Annotated in this window: 13 protein-coding genes; 6 read left to right on the top strand and 7 right to left on the bottom strand. The window is 72.0% G+C overall.

Annotated features, from left to right (window positions below):
- Nucleotides 1-51: 51 nt before the first annotated feature.
- Nucleotides 52-534: an MSMEG_0572/Sll0783 family nitrogen starvation response protein gene (locus BKE41_RS01435; protein ID WP_012317268.1), complete on the bottom strand. Its 483-nt coding sequence runs from the start codon at nucleotides 532-534 to the stop codon at nucleotides 52-54.
- Nucleotides 535-893: 359 nt separating this feature from the next.
- Between BKE41_RS01435 and BKE41_RS01430 the strand changes: the two genes are divergently transcribed.
- Both BKE41_RS01430 and BKE41_RS01425 read left to right on the top strand, forming a co-directional pair.
- Nucleotides 894-2,333 carry a PLP-dependent aminotransferase family protein gene (locus BKE41_RS01430; RefSeq protein ID WP_070998353.1) on the top strand — a complete coding sequence of 480 codons (1,440 nt, stop codon included), beginning with the start codon at nucleotides 894-896 and terminating at the stop codon, nucleotides 2,331-2,333.
- A gap of 454 nt (nucleotides 2,334-2,787) precedes the next feature.
- The gene (locus BKE41_RS01425) at nucleotides 2,788-3,606 is read left to right on the top strand and encodes a hypothetical protein (RefSeq protein WP_024827779.1); all 819 of its coding nucleotides are present in this window, start codon (nucleotides 2,788-2,790) and stop codon (nucleotides 3,604-3,606) included.
- A 52-nt stretch (nucleotides 3,607-3,658) separates the two neighbouring features.
- On the opposite strand, the gene BKE41_RS01420 is transcribed toward BKE41_RS01425, so the two are convergent.
- The 4 genes from BKE41_RS01420 to BKE41_RS01405 form a co-directional block, all read right to left on the bottom strand.
- The gene (locus BKE41_RS01420) at nucleotides 3,659-4,135 is read right to left on the bottom strand and encodes a VOC family protein (protein ID WP_024827780.1); all 477 of its coding nucleotides are present in this window, start codon (nucleotides 4,133-4,135) and stop codon (nucleotides 3,659-3,661) included.
- A 141-nt stretch (nucleotides 4,136-4,276) separates the two neighbouring features.
- Nucleotides 4,277-5,074: a hypothetical protein gene (locus tag BKE41_RS01415; RefSeq protein WP_245295881.1), complete on the bottom strand. Its 798-nt coding sequence runs from the start codon at nucleotides 5,072-5,074 to the stop codon at nucleotides 4,277-4,279.
- Between the two features lie 80 nt (nucleotides 5,075-5,154).
- Entirely contained in the window at nucleotides 5,155-6,942 is a 1,788-nt protein-coding gene (locus tag BKE41_RS01410; protein WP_024827782.1) for a glycosyltransferase, read from the bottom strand.
- Nucleotides 6,942-8,579: a hypothetical protein gene (locus tag BKE41_RS01405; RefSeq protein ID WP_245295880.1), complete on the bottom strand. Its 1,638-nt coding sequence runs from the start codon at nucleotides 8,577-8,579 to the stop codon at nucleotides 6,942-6,944. The genes BKE41_RS01410 and BKE41_RS01405 overlap by 1 nt, the downstream gene beginning before the upstream one ends.
- Before the next feature lie 134 nt (nucleotides 8,580-8,713).
- Between BKE41_RS01405 and BKE41_RS01400 the strand changes: the two genes are divergently transcribed.
- Together BKE41_RS01400 and BKE41_RS01395 are read left to right on the top strand one after the other, a co-directional pair.
- The gene (locus BKE41_RS01400) at nucleotides 8,714-9,793 is read left to right on the top strand and encodes a glycosyltransferase (protein ID WP_245295879.1); all 1,080 of its coding nucleotides are present in this window, start codon (nucleotides 8,714-8,716) and stop codon (nucleotides 9,791-9,793) included.
- A 31-nt stretch (nucleotides 9,794-9,824) separates the two neighbouring features.
- Nucleotides 9,825-13,028: a glycosyltransferase gene (locus BKE41_RS01395; RefSeq protein WP_070998348.1), complete on the top strand. Its 3,204-nt coding sequence runs from the start codon at nucleotides 9,825-9,827 to the stop codon at nucleotides 13,026-13,028.
- 159 nt (nucleotides 13,029-13,187) lie between these two features.
- Here BKE41_RS01395 and BKE41_RS01390 read toward each other — a convergent pair whose 3' ends face one another.
- Nucleotides 13,188-14,066 (bottom strand): NmrA family NAD(P)-binding protein, encoded by an 879-nt coding sequence (locus BKE41_RS01390; RefSeq protein WP_012317259.1) that lies wholly within the window; start codon nucleotides 14,064-14,066, stop codon nucleotides 13,188-13,190.
- 122 nt (nucleotides 14,067-14,188) lie between these two features.
- Between BKE41_RS01390 and BKE41_RS01385 the strand changes: the two genes are divergently transcribed.
- Complete coding sequence (locus BKE41_RS01385; RefSeq protein ID WP_083374254.1) at nucleotides 14,189-15,079, top strand: LysR family transcriptional regulator; 891 nt, start codon at nucleotides 14,189-14,191, stop codon at nucleotides 15,077-15,079.
- A gap of 59 nt (nucleotides 15,080-15,138) precedes the next feature.
- On the opposite strand, the gene BKE41_RS01380 is transcribed toward BKE41_RS01385, so the two are convergent.
- Complete coding sequence (locus BKE41_RS01380) at nucleotides 15,139-16,095, bottom strand: LysR substrate-binding domain-containing protein (protein ID WP_070998344.1); 957 nt, start codon at nucleotides 16,093-16,095, stop codon at nucleotides 15,139-15,141.
- A 108-nt stretch (nucleotides 16,096-16,203) separates the two neighbouring features.
- Between BKE41_RS01380 and BKE41_RS01375 the strand changes: the two genes are divergently transcribed.
- The gene (locus tag BKE41_RS01375) at nucleotides 16,204-17,493 is read left to right on the top strand and encodes a D-serine ammonia-lyase (protein WP_070998342.1); all 1,290 of its coding nucleotides are present in this window, start codon (nucleotides 16,204-16,206) and stop codon (nucleotides 17,491-17,493) included.
- The last annotated feature ends 10 nt before the right edge of the window (nucleotides 17,494-17,503 follow it).

Genomic DNA, 17,503 nt, shown 5'->3' with positions numbered 1-17,503 from the left:
GCCGGCGGCCGCGCGCGTCCCGCGCGGCCGCCGGGAGCGTTAGCGCGGTCGTCAGACGGTCCAGGTGTCGATGATCACCGCGTTGTCGCGCTTGTGCAGGAGGATGCAGTCGAGCACGTCGAGGGGGTTGATCATGCGGATGCCCTCGATGAAGGCCGCCTCGCCGTGCCCGTACAGGGCCTGTGTCGAGAAGCGGCAAGCGTAGACCTTGCCGCCTTCGGCCATGAACTTCTCGAGCTGGTTGTTGAAGTTGAGATGGCCCGGGAAGGCCTCGTCGCCGAGCCGCGGGAAGCCCCGCTGGACACCGAGGGTGATGCCGGGGCCGTAGAGCAGGATCGAGGTCTCGAAGCCTTTGCGCTGCAGGCGCGTGGCCTGGAGCAGGTTGACGAGGCCGATCGAGCCCTCGAACGCGACGGTGTGGAAGGTGACGAGCGCCTTCTGACCCGGTTCGGCCTTCACGTCCTCGAAGACCTTCTCCTCGTAGTCGACCAGAACGTCGCCCTTCTTGTGCGGCTCGCGATTCACGGCAGGCATTGCTCACGCTCCTCGGTGATCTGGACCGCTGCAGTCGGCGCTGCGCGCGATCAGCCGAGGCAATGGCAAGCGGTGTGCCAGAACAGCGCGATCATGGATCCAGTCAATGCGTCGCCCTGCGATACATACAATATTGCGATCAATGGACAGTCGGCGACCGGCGAAGATCTATTTCCTTTCGCACATTTCATCACCAAGTCGTGCGCATGCCATGGTCAATCGACGCCTGTTTCGGCGTCGAATATTGTACGCATTGAACGGATCGTATGAGCCGTGACACGCGATGCGGCGCCCGGTACGGTGCTTGCAAGCCATACAATCGATCATTGATCGCTTTTCACGACGCGGGTGCAGGACGGATGAGGGCGAGCGGGCGGGGAGTTCGGTTCGTCGATAGGGGCGGCGCGGACAATGTCTGGACGCCCGACCTCAAGCGCTGGGGCAAGCCCCATTACCTCGCTATCGCGGACGCGCTGGCGGACGATATCCGGACCGGTCACCTGCTGCCGGGCACGCGCCTGCCGACCCAGCGCGCGCTCGCCGCCACGCTCGACCTCAACTTCACGACCGTGTCCCGCGGCTATGTCGAGGCTCACAGGCGCGGCCTGATCGAGGGGCGGGTCGGCCGGGGCACCTTCGTGGTCGACCCGGCGGACACGACCCGTCCCGCTGAGGCCGCGCACGCCCGGCGGCCCGGACCGGTCGACTTCACCATGAACCTGCCCCCGGAGCCCGACCTGCCGGGCCTGCAGGCCCGCATGCGGTCGTCCTTCGCGGAGCTGTCCGGCAATCTCGCCGACCTGCTGCGCTACCAGGGCTTCGGCGGGACGGAGGCGGACAAGGAGGCCGCGCTGCGCTGGCTCGGGGGTCGCGGGATCGTCGCGGCGCGCGAGCGCCTCCTGATCTGCCCGGGCACGCACAGCGCCCTCTCCAGCATCCTGGGACAGGTCGCGCAGGCCGGCGATACCATCTGCGCCGAGCGCATCACCTATCCGGGCATCCGGACCCTCGCGGCGCATCGGGGCCTGCGCCTCGTCGGCCTGCCGATGGACCGCCACGGGATCGACCCCGACGCCTTCGCGGCCGCCTGTACCCGCGGCGCGCCGAAGGCCCTCTACCTCAATCCGCTCCTTCAGAACCCGACCACGGCAACCCTATCCCGCGCGCGGCGCGACGCCATCGTGGCCACAGCCCGCCGCTACGCGGTCACCATCATCGAGGACGACGCCTACGCGCGGATCTGCCCGGCACCGCCGCCGAGCTTCGCCGAACTGGCGCCCGAGATCACCTACTACGTGGCGGGCGTCGCGAAGTGCCTGGGCGCGGGGCTCCGCCTGGCCTTCCTGGTCGCGCCGAACGCGCGGGCCGCCCTGCCCCTCGGCGATGCCCTGCGCGCTGCGACCGTGATGGCGTCGCCGATCTCGACCGCGCTGACCACGCGCTGGATCGTGGACGGGACGGCGGACGCCATCGTGGACTTCGTCCGCGCCGAGTCGGCCGCGCGCCAGAGCCTCGCGGCCGCGCTGCTGCCCGCCGAGGCCTACGTCGCGGACCCGCACGCCTTCCACATCTGGATCACCCTGCCGGCTGGATGGACGCGCTCGGCCTTCGCCAGCCAGGGCCGCGCGGCGGGTCTCGGGGTGGTCGGCAGCGATCCCTTCTGCGTCGCCGGAGCGCCACCCGAGGCCGTCCGGCTCTGCCTCGGAGGCCCCTCGACCCGACAGCAGATCGCCCACGGCCTGGAGAGACTGGCCCACGCCCTGGACGGCTCGCCGGCGCTCGCCTCGACCTACATCTGAGCCGCCCGGCCGCGTTCCCACGCCCAAGGATCGTGGTCGGCAGAATCTTTCCGGCGTGTCGCGTCCAGCTCGCGTCGCGCGGGCGGTGCGCCGAGCTGGCCGTGAAGATCCGAAGTCCTATCCGGCGGATCGGTGTTGCCAAGCGCCACGGAAGGTACGCCGTGGCCGGCTCTCAGCGCCGAAATCCGTGCTCTCGACTGCACCAATCTCGGTCATTGAAGTCGAGAATTGGGTGAAAGTCTATCGCGATCGCAAAACACGGCCGCCCGCTGCGTCGGGACCATCGCGGGCGGCACGGCGGCGGTCGCGCGGGCCGACGAGCAGGTCGCCCCGTCCGGTTTCGTAAGCGCGGATTCGCGAGCCGGCCGCTTTGGCCGGGACCGGTCGCCCGTGATAGCGAGGGCGCGGCTCCGATGCCGACCCGGGTCGGCGACGCGACGCGCGGGAAACGACCTTGGCGGCGATTTGGCTGACGGCCCTGATCCGGGCGCTGACCTCCGGGACCGTGGTGGTGCTCGCCTCCGTCCTGGCCGAATGGCTGGGGCCGGTCTGGGGCGCGCTCGTCGTCAGCCTGCCGGTGTCGGCCGGGCCGGCCTACGTGTTCATGGCGATGGAGCACGACGCCGCGTTCGTCGCCGGGGCGGCCCTCAACGGCTTCGCGGCGAACGCCGCGACGGGCCTGTTCCTGATCGTCTACGCCCACCGGGCGGCCGGTCGCGACATGATCGCCACCCTCGGGCCGGCGATCCTGGCGTGGCTCGCGGCGGCCCTGCCGGTCTCGGCGCTCGCGTGGACGCCGACGACCGCGTTCCTGCTCAATGCCCTCGTCTACGGGGCCGGCGCCGTCTCGACCCGGCACGTGGTGCGCGCGACCCTTGTGCGGAGCGCCGTCGTCGCGAGGCCGCGCCCGCTGGATCTGCTCATCCGCGCGAGTGCCGTCGCGCTGTTCGTCGCGGCCCTGCTGGCGCTCAGCACCGCCCTCGGTCCTGCCCGGACCGGGGTGATCGCCGCCTTCCCGGTTACGATGACGAGCGCCTTCGTCATCCTTCATCGCCGAATCGGAGGCGCGGCGATGGCGCGCTTGGCGAGCGTCGCGATCCGCGGGGTGTTCGGCTTCGGCCTGACCCTGCTGACGCTCCACGTGATGATTCAACCGTTCGGTGCCGCGCTCGCGCTGACGGTCGCGCTCCTCGTCTCGCTGGTCTACTCGGCCGGACTCCTCGTGGTTCAACCCCGTCCCGGCCGGCAGGAGCCGAGCATCGTCACGCGCTGACGCGGCCCCTGCGGCCGCGACGGTGCCGTCTCCCGGTCCGGACGGGCGGGGGCTACGCGGGTTCTCGGTGACCGAGATCCTCGGCGAGGCGCACGAGGTACCCGTCGGGATCCTGGACGAGGAATTCCCGCTGGCCGCCCTCGACCGGACCCGTCCGGTACCAGGCCTCCCGCGGCGCCTCGAACAGCGGCCATCGCGCGCCGGCGAGCGCCGAGAGGATCGGATCCAGCCGATCGACCATGATCTGGAAGTTGACCCCGCGGCCGCAGGGCGGATCCAGCGGGCCCGTGCTCCAGCGGCCGTTGTGCTGGCACAGCATGATCTGCGCGCCGCCTCGCGTCAGATAAGCGAAGCGCGCGGCCGGTCGATCGTAGGCGACCGTGAAGCCGAGCAGATCGCACCAGAAACGCAGGCTCACATCGAGGTCCCGGACGCTCAGCTCGGGGGTCAGGGCGGCGAATCCGCCCTCCGGGGGCTGACCCGTACCGGGAGAGCGAGCGCGCGCGATCGGGTCGGTCAGCGGTTCCATCGCGCCGATCAGGCCACGCTGGAGAGACGATGGTCAAGGCGCGGGCAGGCGGTGTCGTCCGCCGCCGGCGCGCGCGCCCCGCCCGTCGACCGGGCGCCGTCGACGGTGCGCCGGCACCGCCGCCGCGTTGGCCGGATCGCCTCAGAGCCGACCGGCCTCCGTCTGCAGGGCCCGCTTGCGCCAAGCCGTGAGGAGCGTAGCGAGCGTGTCGGGATCCAGTCCATAGTTCTCCGGCAGCACCGCGTTGCGCCCGATCAGGCGACGGTTCATTGCCCCGAGGCGGGTCGTGATCGCGCTCGCGTCGTCGAACGTGACGAGACGTTGGCCCGAGCCGGCCGCGGCGACCGCCGCGAATTCGCTCACGTCATGCCACCGTACGCGCCGCGACCGGCCCAACTGCACGACGGTGAATCCGGTCTCGTCGAGGTGCAGCGCCGAGCCGCGGATCGCCGTGAGGATGAGGACCGGGACGCCTCCGAGGAAGAGCACGACACCCGGCCACAGCAGCAGGTGCATCGTGGTTGAACGCGTCTCGTGCAGCAGGATCCAGAGCGTCACCCCGCCGAAGCCGGCGGCCATCAGGGCGAGGAACAGGAGTCTCTGCAACGAGGCGCGCAAGGTCACTGGGGCAGGAAACTGGGCCGCCAGTGACCCCGCCGACCGGCTCTCCGATTCGAGGAGGTCCGGCCGCAGCTGCCAGACGGCGACGGCCGCGCAGACGCCGAAGAACACCGTCGTCGCGACGCCGCCATCCGCGCCGGTGACGATCATCCCGAGACCGGCGGCGACGAAGAGGAGGCTGATGCCGAGCAGCACGAGGTTCCGGCCGCGGTCGCCGCGCGCTTGTTCCAACACGAACGCCATGTCCTCCCGCGAAACCCGTGGCCTGCCGTCGCCACCGGATTCCGGAAAGCGACCATATCGGAGCGGGTCCGGCAATTCCCGGTCCTGCGGAGGCTGTCGCCCCGCAGCCTCTCGCGCTTCGCGCCGATCTCACACGCCGCTCCGCGAGGCCGCACTCACGCGCGCCGTGCCGCGTCGCCGTTCGCGCCCAACATCGCCAGCACCTGCGCGGCCCCCTCCTCCGGGGCGATGCGGGACGTGTCGAGGAGCGGCAGCCGCAGCTCCTCCGCGAGCGTCCGGTAGCCGGCGATCCGGTCCTCGGTCATGTGCTCCGACGGGTTGGGGACGCCGCGCGCGACCATGCGGGCGATGGTGGTGGGACGGTCGGCCCAGCACATGACGGTGAACGGGCGCGGCTCCCATCCCGGACGATAGGCCGGCGACAGGAGCTGCGAGGCGGTGAACCAGTGCCGATCGAAGACGACCGGTCCCGGCGGCGCGTTGGCGATCGCCGCCGCGACGGCCGCGTGCGCTACGTCGTCGGCGAGCGCGTGCTGCCCCGTCCGGGCCAGATGGACCAGGATCGCGCCGACCTGACCGCTGAAGGGATTGAGCACTGTCGCACCGAGCGCCTCGGCGACGCGACGCGCGATGCTCGACTTGCCGGAGCCGTCGAGCCCGTCGACCGCGAGCGCGATCCGCGATGCCTGGGCGGCCTTCTGCTGCGCCCGCGTCAGGTTCGAGGGGTAGATCCGGCCCTCCCGCCGGCCGTGCTCGAGGTAGTGCAACTGCCCCTGCCACGCGTGCTCGAACAGCGCCGCGAGGTCCGGATGCAGCCGGATATAGCCGAGCGCGTCGAAGTCCTCCGGCAGCGCCCCGTCCCGGCGGGCGAGGTCGGCGAGGCGCAGCACGGTCTCGCGGGGCGGCGTGCCGGACGGGCGCGCCGCCGTGGCCCGGTCGGCCCGCAGCGCGATCGCCTCTGCGACGGCGGCGAGCAGCCCGTCCGCGTAGGTGTCCCAGTCGAGCGCCCGGATCCGCGCCCGTCCCGCCTCGGCGCGGGACGCGGCGGCGGCGGGATCGGTGACGATCCGGTCCGCGGCCAGCGCGACGGCGGCACCGAGCGCCGCGTCCGGACCGTCCGGCACCACCAGGGCGGTCACGGCGTCCTCGGCGAAAGCCAGCGTGCCGTGCACGGTCGTGACGAGCGGCGTGCCGCAGGCCATCGCCTCCGCGGCCGGGTTGCACCAGCCGGCATGCGCCTCCGCGCTGCAGAACGCGTCGAGCCCGTGGTACCACGCGGGCAGGTCGGCCTCGACCAGCGGCCCGTGGACGACGAGGCGGCCCGAGGCCACCAGATCGGCGCGCGCGCCCACGAGCCCCCAATCCGGCCGTCCGAACCAGTGCAGCGCCCACGCGTCGCCGAGCCTGTCGAGCGCGGCGAGCTGCGCGGCGGGGCGCTTGTTGGCGATGCCGCCGAGCCGGTGCCGCGCGCCGCGCGCCGGCCTCGAGACGGGCGGCGCGAACAGGCCGGCATCGACTGCACCGACGAGTCGGCGCCACGGCAGGCCGAGGGCGTCGAGGGCCGCATCGTCCCAGTGGGCGTTGTTCGCCACGACGAGGTCGGGCGCGAAGGTCCGCGTGACGCGCGCGTAGGCGTCCCGTCGCGCCGGGGCGTTGAGGAAGTGCTGAATCCGGGCGCCGAAGTTCGGGGCCCGCAGGTCCGCGAAACCCTCGATCGTGGCATCCGGGAAACCGCCGCCCGGCACCATGACGGCGTCCCAGCTCTCGCGCGCGGCTTCCTCGGGGTGCAGGACGCGGTGACGCGTCTCGAACCCGTCCTCGCCCGTGCCGAACGTGAGGAAAGAGAACGTGTGCCCGCGACGCGCGAGCACGCGCCCGACCCGCTCGAAGCGCAGGAGGCCGCCCGTCAGCGCGAGGTGGTCACAGGCCACGAGCAGCCGCATCACGGGGTCCCTCTGAGCAGGCGCAGGAGGCGAAGGGGCAGACGGCGCCCGTAGGCGGACGAAGCGCGGCGGGCGTCGAGCGTGTTTTGGAGGTGGTCGCGCGCGCGGTGCAGTTCGGCCGCGTAGGCGATCACGCGGTCGGTGCGACGGGCGCTCTCGCACTCGGTGTCCGCATGCGCGGCGGCGTCGGCGGTGCGCGCGGCGCGCAGGGCCGCATTCTCCTCGCGCAGCCGGGCGATCTCGGCGGACGCCTCGACGAGCGCCGCGCGCGGATTCGCGCCGCTGCGGGCCGGACCGCCGGCCGGCAGGCGCGTCGCCGCCGCCCAGCCCAGACCGCGCTCGATCACGCGGTCGCTGACGATGGACTGGAACCGGCTCTCCCGGGCCAGCCGGTCGGCGAGCTGCGCATCGTCCAGGGCGTATCCGAGCCTCGGCAACAGGGTGCGCAGGGCGTCCAGCAGGATCAGGCCGGACCCTCCGCCGGGCCGCCAGTCCGGCGCGTCGGTCAGCGCGTTGACGAGGCCGCGCACGGCGAGATGACCCGCGTCCAGAGGGACGCCGAGGTCCCATTCCAGGTCTATGAACGTCCGGTTTGTACCCGAGACGAGGTTCTTCGGGATCGCGTCGAGCGCCCGTGCTGGGAGGAACGTGTCCGGTCCCATCCGCGCCCCGGCCGCGAAGCAGCGGGAGACGGCCTCCAGCCACGTCCCGGCCCAGGAGGCGACCGCGTCCGGGCACCAGCCCTCCCGCGCGAGCCGCGCCTCGAGATCCGCCGACCAGAGGGAACCGGGCGCGTAGGTCTCCGATGGCAACAGGTTCGTCACCCCTGCGACCGCGGCGGGAAGATCAGGGTTCACGCGCGCGCGGCGCACCGCGATCCGCGACCCGGCATCCGCGAAGGTCACCAGACGCTCGAATTCCGGGCGGCGGCGCAGTCCGAGGTGGATCGCCAGCCGGTCATCCGGCGGCAGCGGCGCTTCCGACGCCGCGACCGCGAAGGCCGGCGCCAGATCGCCGGTGAGCCCCAGATCCGCCACCGGCCCCCAGGCGCGCCGGGGCGAGAAAAGTGCGCCCGCGCAGGCTGCGGGTTCCGGGCCGGCTGCGCCGATCGCGAGCATTCCGGGGTCGAACCCACCCGGCCGCGCCAATCCGCGCTCGGCGACGAGGCTCAGGGGTCGCCCCTGGTCCGGAAACGGGAACCACCAGTCCTGATGGACCAGGCCGCGGGCCCCCAGGGACCGCTTCAGACCTGCCCGCGTCGGCAGCCGGGCGCCGTCGGATCGGGGGCGCCCTTCGAGGCTCGGGAAGCCGCGTTCCCCCGCCGTCTCGGACCCCGAGGCGAGGCCGTGGAGCGACAGCGCGTTGTCGACGACGAGGATCAGCCGCCCGCCGGGTCGCAGCCGCTCCTGAGCCCAGGCGATCGTCGCGTCGAGCGCGCACCCGCCCCCGTCGTCTCGTCGGAACAGGAGACCCAGCAGAACGACGGCATCGAAGCGCGTCGAGGCCGGAAGGTCGGCGCCATCCGCCGTGTGGACCACCGCGGCGGTGGGTGCCCAGCGCGCCCTGCTCCCCGCGTCGGGCCTCGGTCCCACCAGCAGAAGGCTGCCGGTCAACCACGGCAGGAAGGGGTGCAGCACCTCCGCGCACGGCTCACCCGGTGGGGTCGGCGCGCCTATTGCCAGTTTATCCCGTTCCATACTTCCTAATTGCCAACAGTAGACTGCCCGGAATTTCCCGCGCGACAGGAGAGTGGGGGAAATTAATGTCCGAAATGGACACGCGACAGTTGCGTGTCTACTTACAATTGGCGTTAACCTGCAAACAAAACTGGCCTGTCTCGCCGAGGTCAATAGGGATGAATTTCGTCAGCGCGATCTCGTTGGCCGGGCCGCACGTGCTGGTCACGAGCACCTTCCCCGATGCGCTCAATCGAAATCCCGGGATCCGGAGCGATCTCGCCGAGGGCTTTGCCGAACTTCTCGGTGCTGAGCGGGTCGCGCAGACGCCTCTGGAACTTGCGGACGCGGCAATCCGCGCGTCTCGCCCGGATGTCGTGGTCGCGGTCGGAAGCCTCGTGCCTGACCTGGCGGATCTGCGCGCGCTTCGCCGGGCGGTGGACGCCGTCGGTGGCGTGCTGATCTTCTGGCTGACCGATGACCCGTACGAGTTCGACTACGCCTTCAAGGCGGAACTCTACGCCGACATCGTCGTGAGCAACGATTCCTGGGCGGCGCAGCATTACCGTCACCCGGACGTCCATCACCTGCCCCTGGCGGCCGCGCCCAACCGGCACTTCCGACCGATCGTCCCGGTCGCGGAGCGGGAGACCGTCCTGTTCTTCTGCGGCGTCGCCTACCCGAACCGTATCGCCCTGATGCGTCGGATCGACGATCTCCTGTGCCGCCACGTCGTGGAGATCCTGGGCGCCGGGTGGCCGGACACGCTCCGGTGCGCGGTGAACCGCCGCCTCACGCCGGCGCAGATGGCCGACTACGCCGCGGCGGCCCGGCTGACGCTCAATATCGGCCGCGACCTCGACGTGGCCAATCGCCGGCTGTCGCTCCCGCAGGCGACGCCGGGGCCGCGGACCTTCGAGGTCGCCCTGTCGGGCTCGGCGCAGGCCTTCTTCGTCACGGGCCTGGAAGTCTGCGAGCATTTCGAGCCGGATACGGAAATCCTGCTGGTGGACGGCGCGGCCGACATCGCGCGCGCCATCGAGCGGTCGCTCGACGAGCCCGCCGCCATCGAGGCGATCGCGCGCCGGGCGCAGGCGCGGGCGCTGCGCGACCACACCTACCGGCACCGGGCGGCCCGCCTGCTCGATCTCAGCCGCCTGACGGTCATGGCCTGATCACGTCGCCACAGAGCAGACCCGACCGACCATGTCCGACCTGTCGATCCTGTTGCTGGACACCGAGCCGCAGACGCACAACCGCTACCTCGTGCTCGCCATCGCGGACGCGCTGCGGCGCCATCCGGCGGTCGGCCGGGTCCAGGTCGGCGGGCATGGCGATGCCCTGGTCACCTTCGTCGAGCAGGGCCTCGACACGCTGATCGCGTTCGGCGGCGCCCGCGCGCACGCGCCCCTCGTCGGGCGGCTCGCGGGGCTCGCCCGCACCAGCGTGCTCTGGACCACGGAGGATCCGTACGAGCGCGAGGCGAACGTGCGCGGGTCGGCGGCCTTCGATCTGGTCTTCACGAACGACCGGGCCACGGTCGCGGCCTATGGAGGTCGGGCCAACCACCTCGCGCTGGGCGCCTCGTCGCTCTTCCACGATCTCGCGGTGATCGAGGACGACGCGCGCTACCGCTACGATCTGCTCTTCATCGGAACGGCGTGGCCGAACCGGGTCGCGACCCTGAACGCGCTGTCGGCGAAGCTGCCGCGGGACGTGAAGTTCAAGCTGGCGCTGCCGTGGAACGAGCATATCGGGCCGCCCGAACTGGAGGACGAGGCGCTCGTCACGGACTGGCGCTGCGGCAACCGGGACTTCGCCCTTCTGGCGAACCGCAGTCGCGTCGTGCTGACCCTGCCCCGGATCTTCTCGTCGGCGCGCGCCGATCAGGCGACCGGCTCGACGCCGCCACCGCGGCTGTTCGAGACCGCACTCGCCGGGGGCTACCAAGTCGTCGTCTCGCCCGAGCCGGAGACGGCCGCGTACTACGCGCCCGGCGCCGAGATCGCCCTCTGCGGCGACGAGGCCGCTTCGATCGACGCGATCCTGGCGGCCCTGACTGACCCGGAAACCCGCATCGCGCGCGCCCGCGCCGCGCAGGCCCGGACCCGCGCCGAGCACCTCTACGACCACCGCGTGGCGACCATCCTGGACGCGGTCATCGACCACCGGCAGACGCAGACGCGTCGGCCGCACCGGGCGGCGACCGCGACCCGCACGGTCCTGATGCTCACCCACAACCGCCTGGGACATCGGCACGGGGGCGGGGTCGAGGTCTATCAGGAACTGCTGACTGAACTCGGCGAGCCGTACCGGATCCTGTTCCTGTTCCCCGTCTTCGGCGACGGGCGCTGGGCGCTGCGGCTCGAGGGTCCGGGGATCGCGGAGAGCTTCGCCTGCGGCGCCGTCACGCCGCCGCTCTCAACGGACCCGTTCGTGGAGGGGCTCTTCCAGCGATTGCTGTTCGAGCATCAGGTCGATCTCGTCCACATCCATCATCTGATGCACGTCCCGCTGTCCCTGCCCCTCATCGCGCGGGCCTGCGGCATACCCACCGTCTATCACCTGCACGATCACTTCCTCATCTGCGAGCGCTGGCTGCTGCTCGATCACACCGGCCGATTCTGCGACGTCGTCAATCGCGGCGCGGACCAGTGCGACGCCTGCCTGATCTCGGGCAACAACTATCCGCCCGGGTCGAAGGCGCGCCGCGACGGCATGATGACCCTGGTGACCGACGTGATCGACGCGTTCGTCACGAGCACACCGGAGACGGCGCGATACCTCAGGCGCTACTATCCCGCCATTCCGGCCGAGCGGATCGTCGCGATTCCGATGGTGGCGCCGAGCGCCGCGCCCGCCGAGGTGCGGTCGGTCGCCCGGCGCAAGCGCGACGCCGATCGGCTGACCGTGGCGATCCTCGGCAACCTCGCGGCCCACAAGGGCGGGCAGCAGGCGATCAACCTGATCCGCAGCTGCGAGGCCTATCCCATCCACTTCAAGGTGATCGGCCGGATCGACGACCCGTACCGCGACGCGGTCGCGGGCTTCGGATCGGATCAGGTGAGCGTCACCGGCGCCTACGAGCAGCACGCGATCGGCGGCCTGCTGGCCGGGTGCGATGTCTCGCTCCACCTCTCCACCTGGCCCGAGACGTTCGTCATCGCGCTGACCGAAGCGTGGCAGGCGGGCCTCGTCCCGATCGTCGCCGATATCGGGGCCCTTGCCGAGCGCGTCGCAGAAGGGATCGACGGATTCAAGGTGCCGCCTGACGACGCCGGCGCCGTCAGGGCGCGTCTCATCGGGCTACACTACGATCGCGCACGCCTGGGCCGGATGCAGGCCCTCATCGGCCGCAAATCCTTCCCCGACGTCGGCAGCCACCTCGTATCGGTACGCACCCTCTACGAGCGCCTGATCGAGGCCCGGCCCGTCCGCCACGGACGGGTACCCAGCCACCTGCGGCACGGGTTCGACCTCCGGCTCGAGACCTTGGGGGTGCGGACGAACGCCGCCTCGTGGACCAGCGGCGCGATCCAGTGGGACGAGGCCGCTCGTCCTCCGGCCGCGCCGTCCACCGCAACGGCGGGCGCACGGGCGCGCCCGCTGCCGGATCTGCCCGACGAAGTCCGGCGCCTGACATCGAGGCCGATCCGGCGCAGCGAGTGCGGATGGAGCCTCGACGTGCTGCGCACGGACGAGCGCCTCAACCGAAGCCTGGATCTCTCGTCGGTCGTCGCGCGGGCCTCCGTGTTTCTGCGCGGGTGGCTGCACGTCTCGGGACCGGCGCCGAAGGCGATCTACCTGCGGCTGACGGGTCGCAGCGGGACATCGTGGGTCGCGCTTCAGAGCGATCTGCGTCCGGACGTGGCCAAGTGGTATGGCGAACCCGCCGCCGCGACGTCCGGCTTCACCGGCCAGATCGACGTCGCGGGAATGACGTTCGGTCGCTACGCGCTCGCCATCGTCCAGGTCGCCGACGGCTGCCTCCGAACCCTGGACGACGTCGCGTCGATCTTCATCGCACCCGACACCGAGCCGCCGGCGCGCTTCGTTCCGGAGCCGCGCCAACTCGTCGGCGGGCCGCCGCACAGTCTGACCCTGCACCACAGTCTCCCGGACACCGACGAGGCACCCCAGGTCTCGCCGGGGCAGCTCTGGGCCGCGGAAGTCGCGTTTCCGGGAACCGCGCCCAAACTCGGCAAGGACACGCTGGCGGTGTTCCGGGCCGCCAACGGTCAGACGTGGCGGGCGCCCGTGCTCCAGATCGACGAGCGGACGGTGCGCATCACCGCCGCCGTCCCCCACATCGATCCGGGCGCCTACACGGTGTCGCTCGCCGAGCCGCACAACAGGACGTTGCGGAGTCTCGCGACGCTGTTCCGCGCGCAGGTCGCGCGTTCGGAGTGAGGGGAACACCGGGAAGCGCGGCGTCGCTCCCCGATCCCCGCCGACCAAGCCTCGACGCGCTGACCGCAGAAGATGCAGGCGGTCGGGAGCTCGAAGATGAAGCAGCGGCTGAGCTTCGGCGGAGCGGCGGCCTCGTCGAGGCGGGCCTGGGCTCGGCGGTCAGGCGCCCCGCCAGTCGCGGGCGACCTCGGCCGCGAAGGCGCGGTAGCTGCGGGGCCTGCGGCCGAGCAGGGTGGCGAAGCGCTCCACCTCGGCCTCGGTCGCGACGGCGCCGTCCTCCTGGTAGCGGCGCATCATCACCCGCAGGTCATAGGCGAGCCAGGCGGGCGCGAAGCCGCGGAGCCGCTGCTCCAGCCCGTCGAGATCGTCGCCGCCGTAGCGCACCGCGCGCCCGAGGGCCTGAGTCCAGATCTCCGCCAGCGCGTCGCCCGTCAGGGCATCCGGCCCGACGACGTCGTAGGTCTCGGCCGGCAGCCTCTCCGGCGCGCGCTCGCGGCGCAGCAGCGCGATGGCGGCCGCCTCGGCGATATCGCGCACGTCGACCATCGAGACGCCGGCCTGCCCGACGGGCACGCCGAAGATTCCCGCTCCGAGGAGCGGCTCCTTCTGGGCGAAGTCATTCTGCATGAAGTAAGAGGGTCGCAGCACCGTGGCGGGCAGGTCGAGGGCCGCGATCATCCGCTCGACGGCGTGCTTGCCGGTGAAGTGCGGGGCGTCGACGTAGGCCTCGCTCTTGAAGACCGAGAGATAGACGATGCCGCGCACGCCCGCGTCTCGGGCCAGGCTGAGCGTCGTGATCGCCTGGGTCAGCTCGTCCGGCACGTTGGCGACGAGGAGAAACAGGGTATCGACACCCGACAACGCCGCGCGCATCGCGTCGATGTCGGCGGGATCGCCGCGGACGGCCTCGACGCCCGACGGGAAACGCGCCGTCTCGGGCGCGCGCGTCAGGGCGCGCACGGCGGCGCCCTCCGCCACGAGGTGATCGACGACGGCGGAGCCGATGCGGCCCGTGGCACCGGTGACGAGGATGGTCATGACGAATCTCCTTGAAGCGCGGAGGCCCGGGGCGGGCCGCCGATGTCCCGAAGATGCGCCGTTCCTATTCTGAGCCATAGATGGCAGGATCGGGACTGGGTGTCCCGCATATGGAACAGCTTATGGACCTCTCGGCGCTCGCCGACTTCAACCTCGTCGCCACTCACGGCGGCTTCGGCCGCGCCGCCCGGGCGAGCGGGCGGGCGAAGGCGACGCTGTCGCGCCGCGTGTCCGAGCTCGAGGCGAGCCTCGGGGCGCGGTTGATCGAGCGGGGCGAGCGCAGCCTGCGCCTGACCGAGGCGGGCGCGCTCCTCCATGCCCGGACGGGGCCGCTGCTCAGCGAGATCGCGGAGGCCGGCGCGGTGGTGGGTGGCGGCCTGGACCGGCCCCGTGGGCGCCTCCGGGTGAGTGCTCCGCTCCTCCTGTCCGACACGCAGCTCGGCCGCGTCGCCGCGGACTTCGCCCGCGCCTATCCCGAAGTCGAGCTGGAGATCTGCGCCGAGGACCGGTTCGTCGATCCGATCGAGGAGGGTTTCGACGTGATCATCCGGGTCAATCCGAAGCCGGACGAGCGGCTCGTCGGGCGCTGCGTCCTGCGGGACGAACTCTGGCTGGTGGCGCCGCCGGATCTCCCGCGCCCCGATACGTCGGCCGAGAGCGACGTGACGCCTGTGCCGGCGGCGGTCCGCTGGACGCCGCGTCCGGAGGAGGCGTGGCAGGTCCATGATGGCCGGACACGTCGCGCCTTCGCGCCCGTGCCGGTCCTGCGGCTGTCCTCGCTGCCGACGCTGCGCGACGCGGTGGTGGCGGGCGCCGGCGCCGCCCTGCTGCCACGCTCGCTGGTCGGGGGTGACGTGGCGGCCGGACGGCTGGCCTGTTGGGGCTGGCTCGAGGGGCCGCCGACGGAGCTGTGGGCGCTCCACACGTCCCGACGTCTGGTCAGCCCCAAGGTGACCGCCTTCGTGGCCCACCTGGCGACCGCGCTGTCGACGGATCTGTCCGCCAACCGATAGAGCTTCCGTCCGGGATGAGGGGGCGCCGGGCAAGGCCGTCGCGCGTGCCGGACGCGTCCCTATTCGCGGTTCAGCGCGCCGTCCGGGAGGAACGGTTCGGGCGAGCCCGGCGGCCCCGCCATGCTCTGGCCGAGCCAGTCGACGAAGGCTGCCGCCGGCCCCGCGGGCGGCAGGGCACGCACGAGAACGAAGTACCGGAGCCCGCTCATGACGGCCTCGCCGCAGGCGGGCACCAGGCGCCCGTCGGCGCGATAGGGCGCGACGATCAGTGACCGTCCGAGCGCGATGCCCGATCCGCCGAGCGAGGCCCGCAGCGCCAGTTGCGCGAGGTTGAAGTAGAGGTTCTGGATCCGGCCGTCCCAGGGCGCCCCGTGGACGCGCAACCAGCGATCCCACTCCTCCGAGACGGTCGCCGCGGCCTCCCACGGTGTCGCGTCGTGGAGCAGGACGACGGCCCCGCCGGGCGTCGCGGCCGCATCCCGGTAGGCCGGGGCGCAGACCGGGTAGACGGGCTCGGGATGGTCGAAGACGACCGTCGCACCGGGGGGCGGCGCCGGGCCGTAGCGGATCGCGACGTCGATGCCGGACTGCGCCATGCGGTCCGGGTCCAGGTCGTGGGTCTCCCCGAAGACGGCGACGTCGATGCCGGGATGCCCGTCGCTGAAGGCTTTCAATCGGGGCGCGAGCCACTCCGATGCCAAGGAGGGTATGCAGCTGATCCGGAGCGTCTCCCGGCCCGCGCGCCGCTCCGCCCGGAGCAGGGCCTCGCCCATCCCGTCGAAGCCGTTCCGCGCCGCGGCGAACAGGTCGTGGCCCTCGGCAGTCAGGCGGATCTCGCGGGCGCCCCGCTCCAGCAACGGGTAGCCGAGGCGCTGCTCCAGCCGCTGGATCCGCTGCGTGACCGCGCTCTGCGTCACCGCCAGGCGGTCGCCCGCCCTGGCGAACCCGCCCGCCTCGACCAGAGCGCGGAAGAAGAACAGGTCGCCGACCAGGCGCGCATCGAGCCTTACGGGCATGCGCGATCATAAGCTGGCCTAATAGGCTGCACCAGAGAATATAATTGGCCGCCCGTCGGTCTTTCGCGCAGGTTCGGCGCGCACGTACCCAGCAGGATCGGAAGCGCCATGGCAGCGGCCGTCGAGATGCAGTCCCGACAGTGGGGCGACCGGATCCCGGATGCCGTCAGGCATGCCAGCCCCGCGATCTGGACGAACCCGTCGCTGACCGCCACCGCCTCCGTGCTGCCCGATCTGGCGATCGGCCGCGCCGACGTGGACGGGGCCGTGGCGCGCTGGAACCGGTTCGCACCGCTTCTCGCCCGGCTGTTCCCTGAAGAGGGTGCCGGCCGGATCGACTCGCCGCTCGTCCCGCTCGACGGACCGCTGGCCCGGGACATCCTGGACGGGGCCGCCGGGCGCGTGCTTGTGAAGGCCGACCACGCGCTGCCGGTGACCGGCTGCATCAAGGCGCGCGGCGGCGTCTACGAGGTCCTGGCCTACGCCGAGGAACTGGCCCTACGGGCCGGCCTGCTCGCCGAGGGGCAAACCTACGCGGCCTTCGCCGATCCGGACTTCCGCGCCCTGTTCGCCCGCCACATCATCGCGGTCGGCAGCACCGGCAACCTCGGATTCAGCGTCGGACTGATGGGCCGGGCGCTCGGCTTCGCGGTCGAGGTCCACATGTCCCACGACGCCAAGGCGTGGAAGAAGCAGCGCCTGCGCGAACTCGGCGCCCGCGTCGTCGAGCATCGCGGCGATTACGGCGCCGCGGTCGCTGCGGCGCGCGGCGCCTTTGCCGGCCGGGCCGACGCCCATTTCGTCGACGACGAGGATTCGGTCGATCTGTTCCTCGGCTACGCGGCCGCGGCCCTCGACCTGCAGCGGCAGCTCGCGGAGGCCGGTATCGCGGTGGGGCCGGCGCATCCCCTGTTCGTCTACCTGCCCTGCGGCGTCGGCGGTGCGCCGGGCGGCGTCGCCTTCGGGCTGAAGCTGCTGTTCGGCGACGTGGTGCACCCGGTCTTCGTCGAACCGGTCGCGTCCCCGTGCATGCTGGTCCAGCTGGCCGCCGGCCTCGACCGCTCAGTCAGCGTCTACGATGTCGGCCTCGACAATCGCACCGCGGCGGACGGGCTGGCCTGCGCCTCCGCGTCGATGCTCGTCGCCCGGACGCTGGAGAAGCTCGTCGCGGCCGTGGTCACGGTGCCCGACGACGCGCTCTATCGCTGGCTCAAGGTGATGTGGACCGAGGCCGCCGTTCGCCTGGAGCCCTCGGCGGCGGCCGGCTTCGCGGCTGCCGGGCGCTTCGCCGCCTCACTGCCCGCGGAGGCGCGCGCCGACGCCACCCACGTGATCTGGACGACCGGCGGCGCGCACCTCCCGGCCGAGGAGTTCGAGGCGGCCCTCGCCCGCGGCTGAGGCGCGAGCC

Origin of the sequence: Methylobacterium sp. C1 (genome assembly GCF_001854385.1) — a bacterium.
GTDB classification, from domain to species: Bacteria; Pseudomonadota; Alphaproteobacteria; order Rhizobiales; family Beijerinckiaceae; genus Methylobacterium; species Methylobacterium radiotolerans.
The sequence above is the reverse complement of the archived record's forward strand: the minus strand, read 5'-3'. Positions and strand labels throughout refer to the sequence as shown.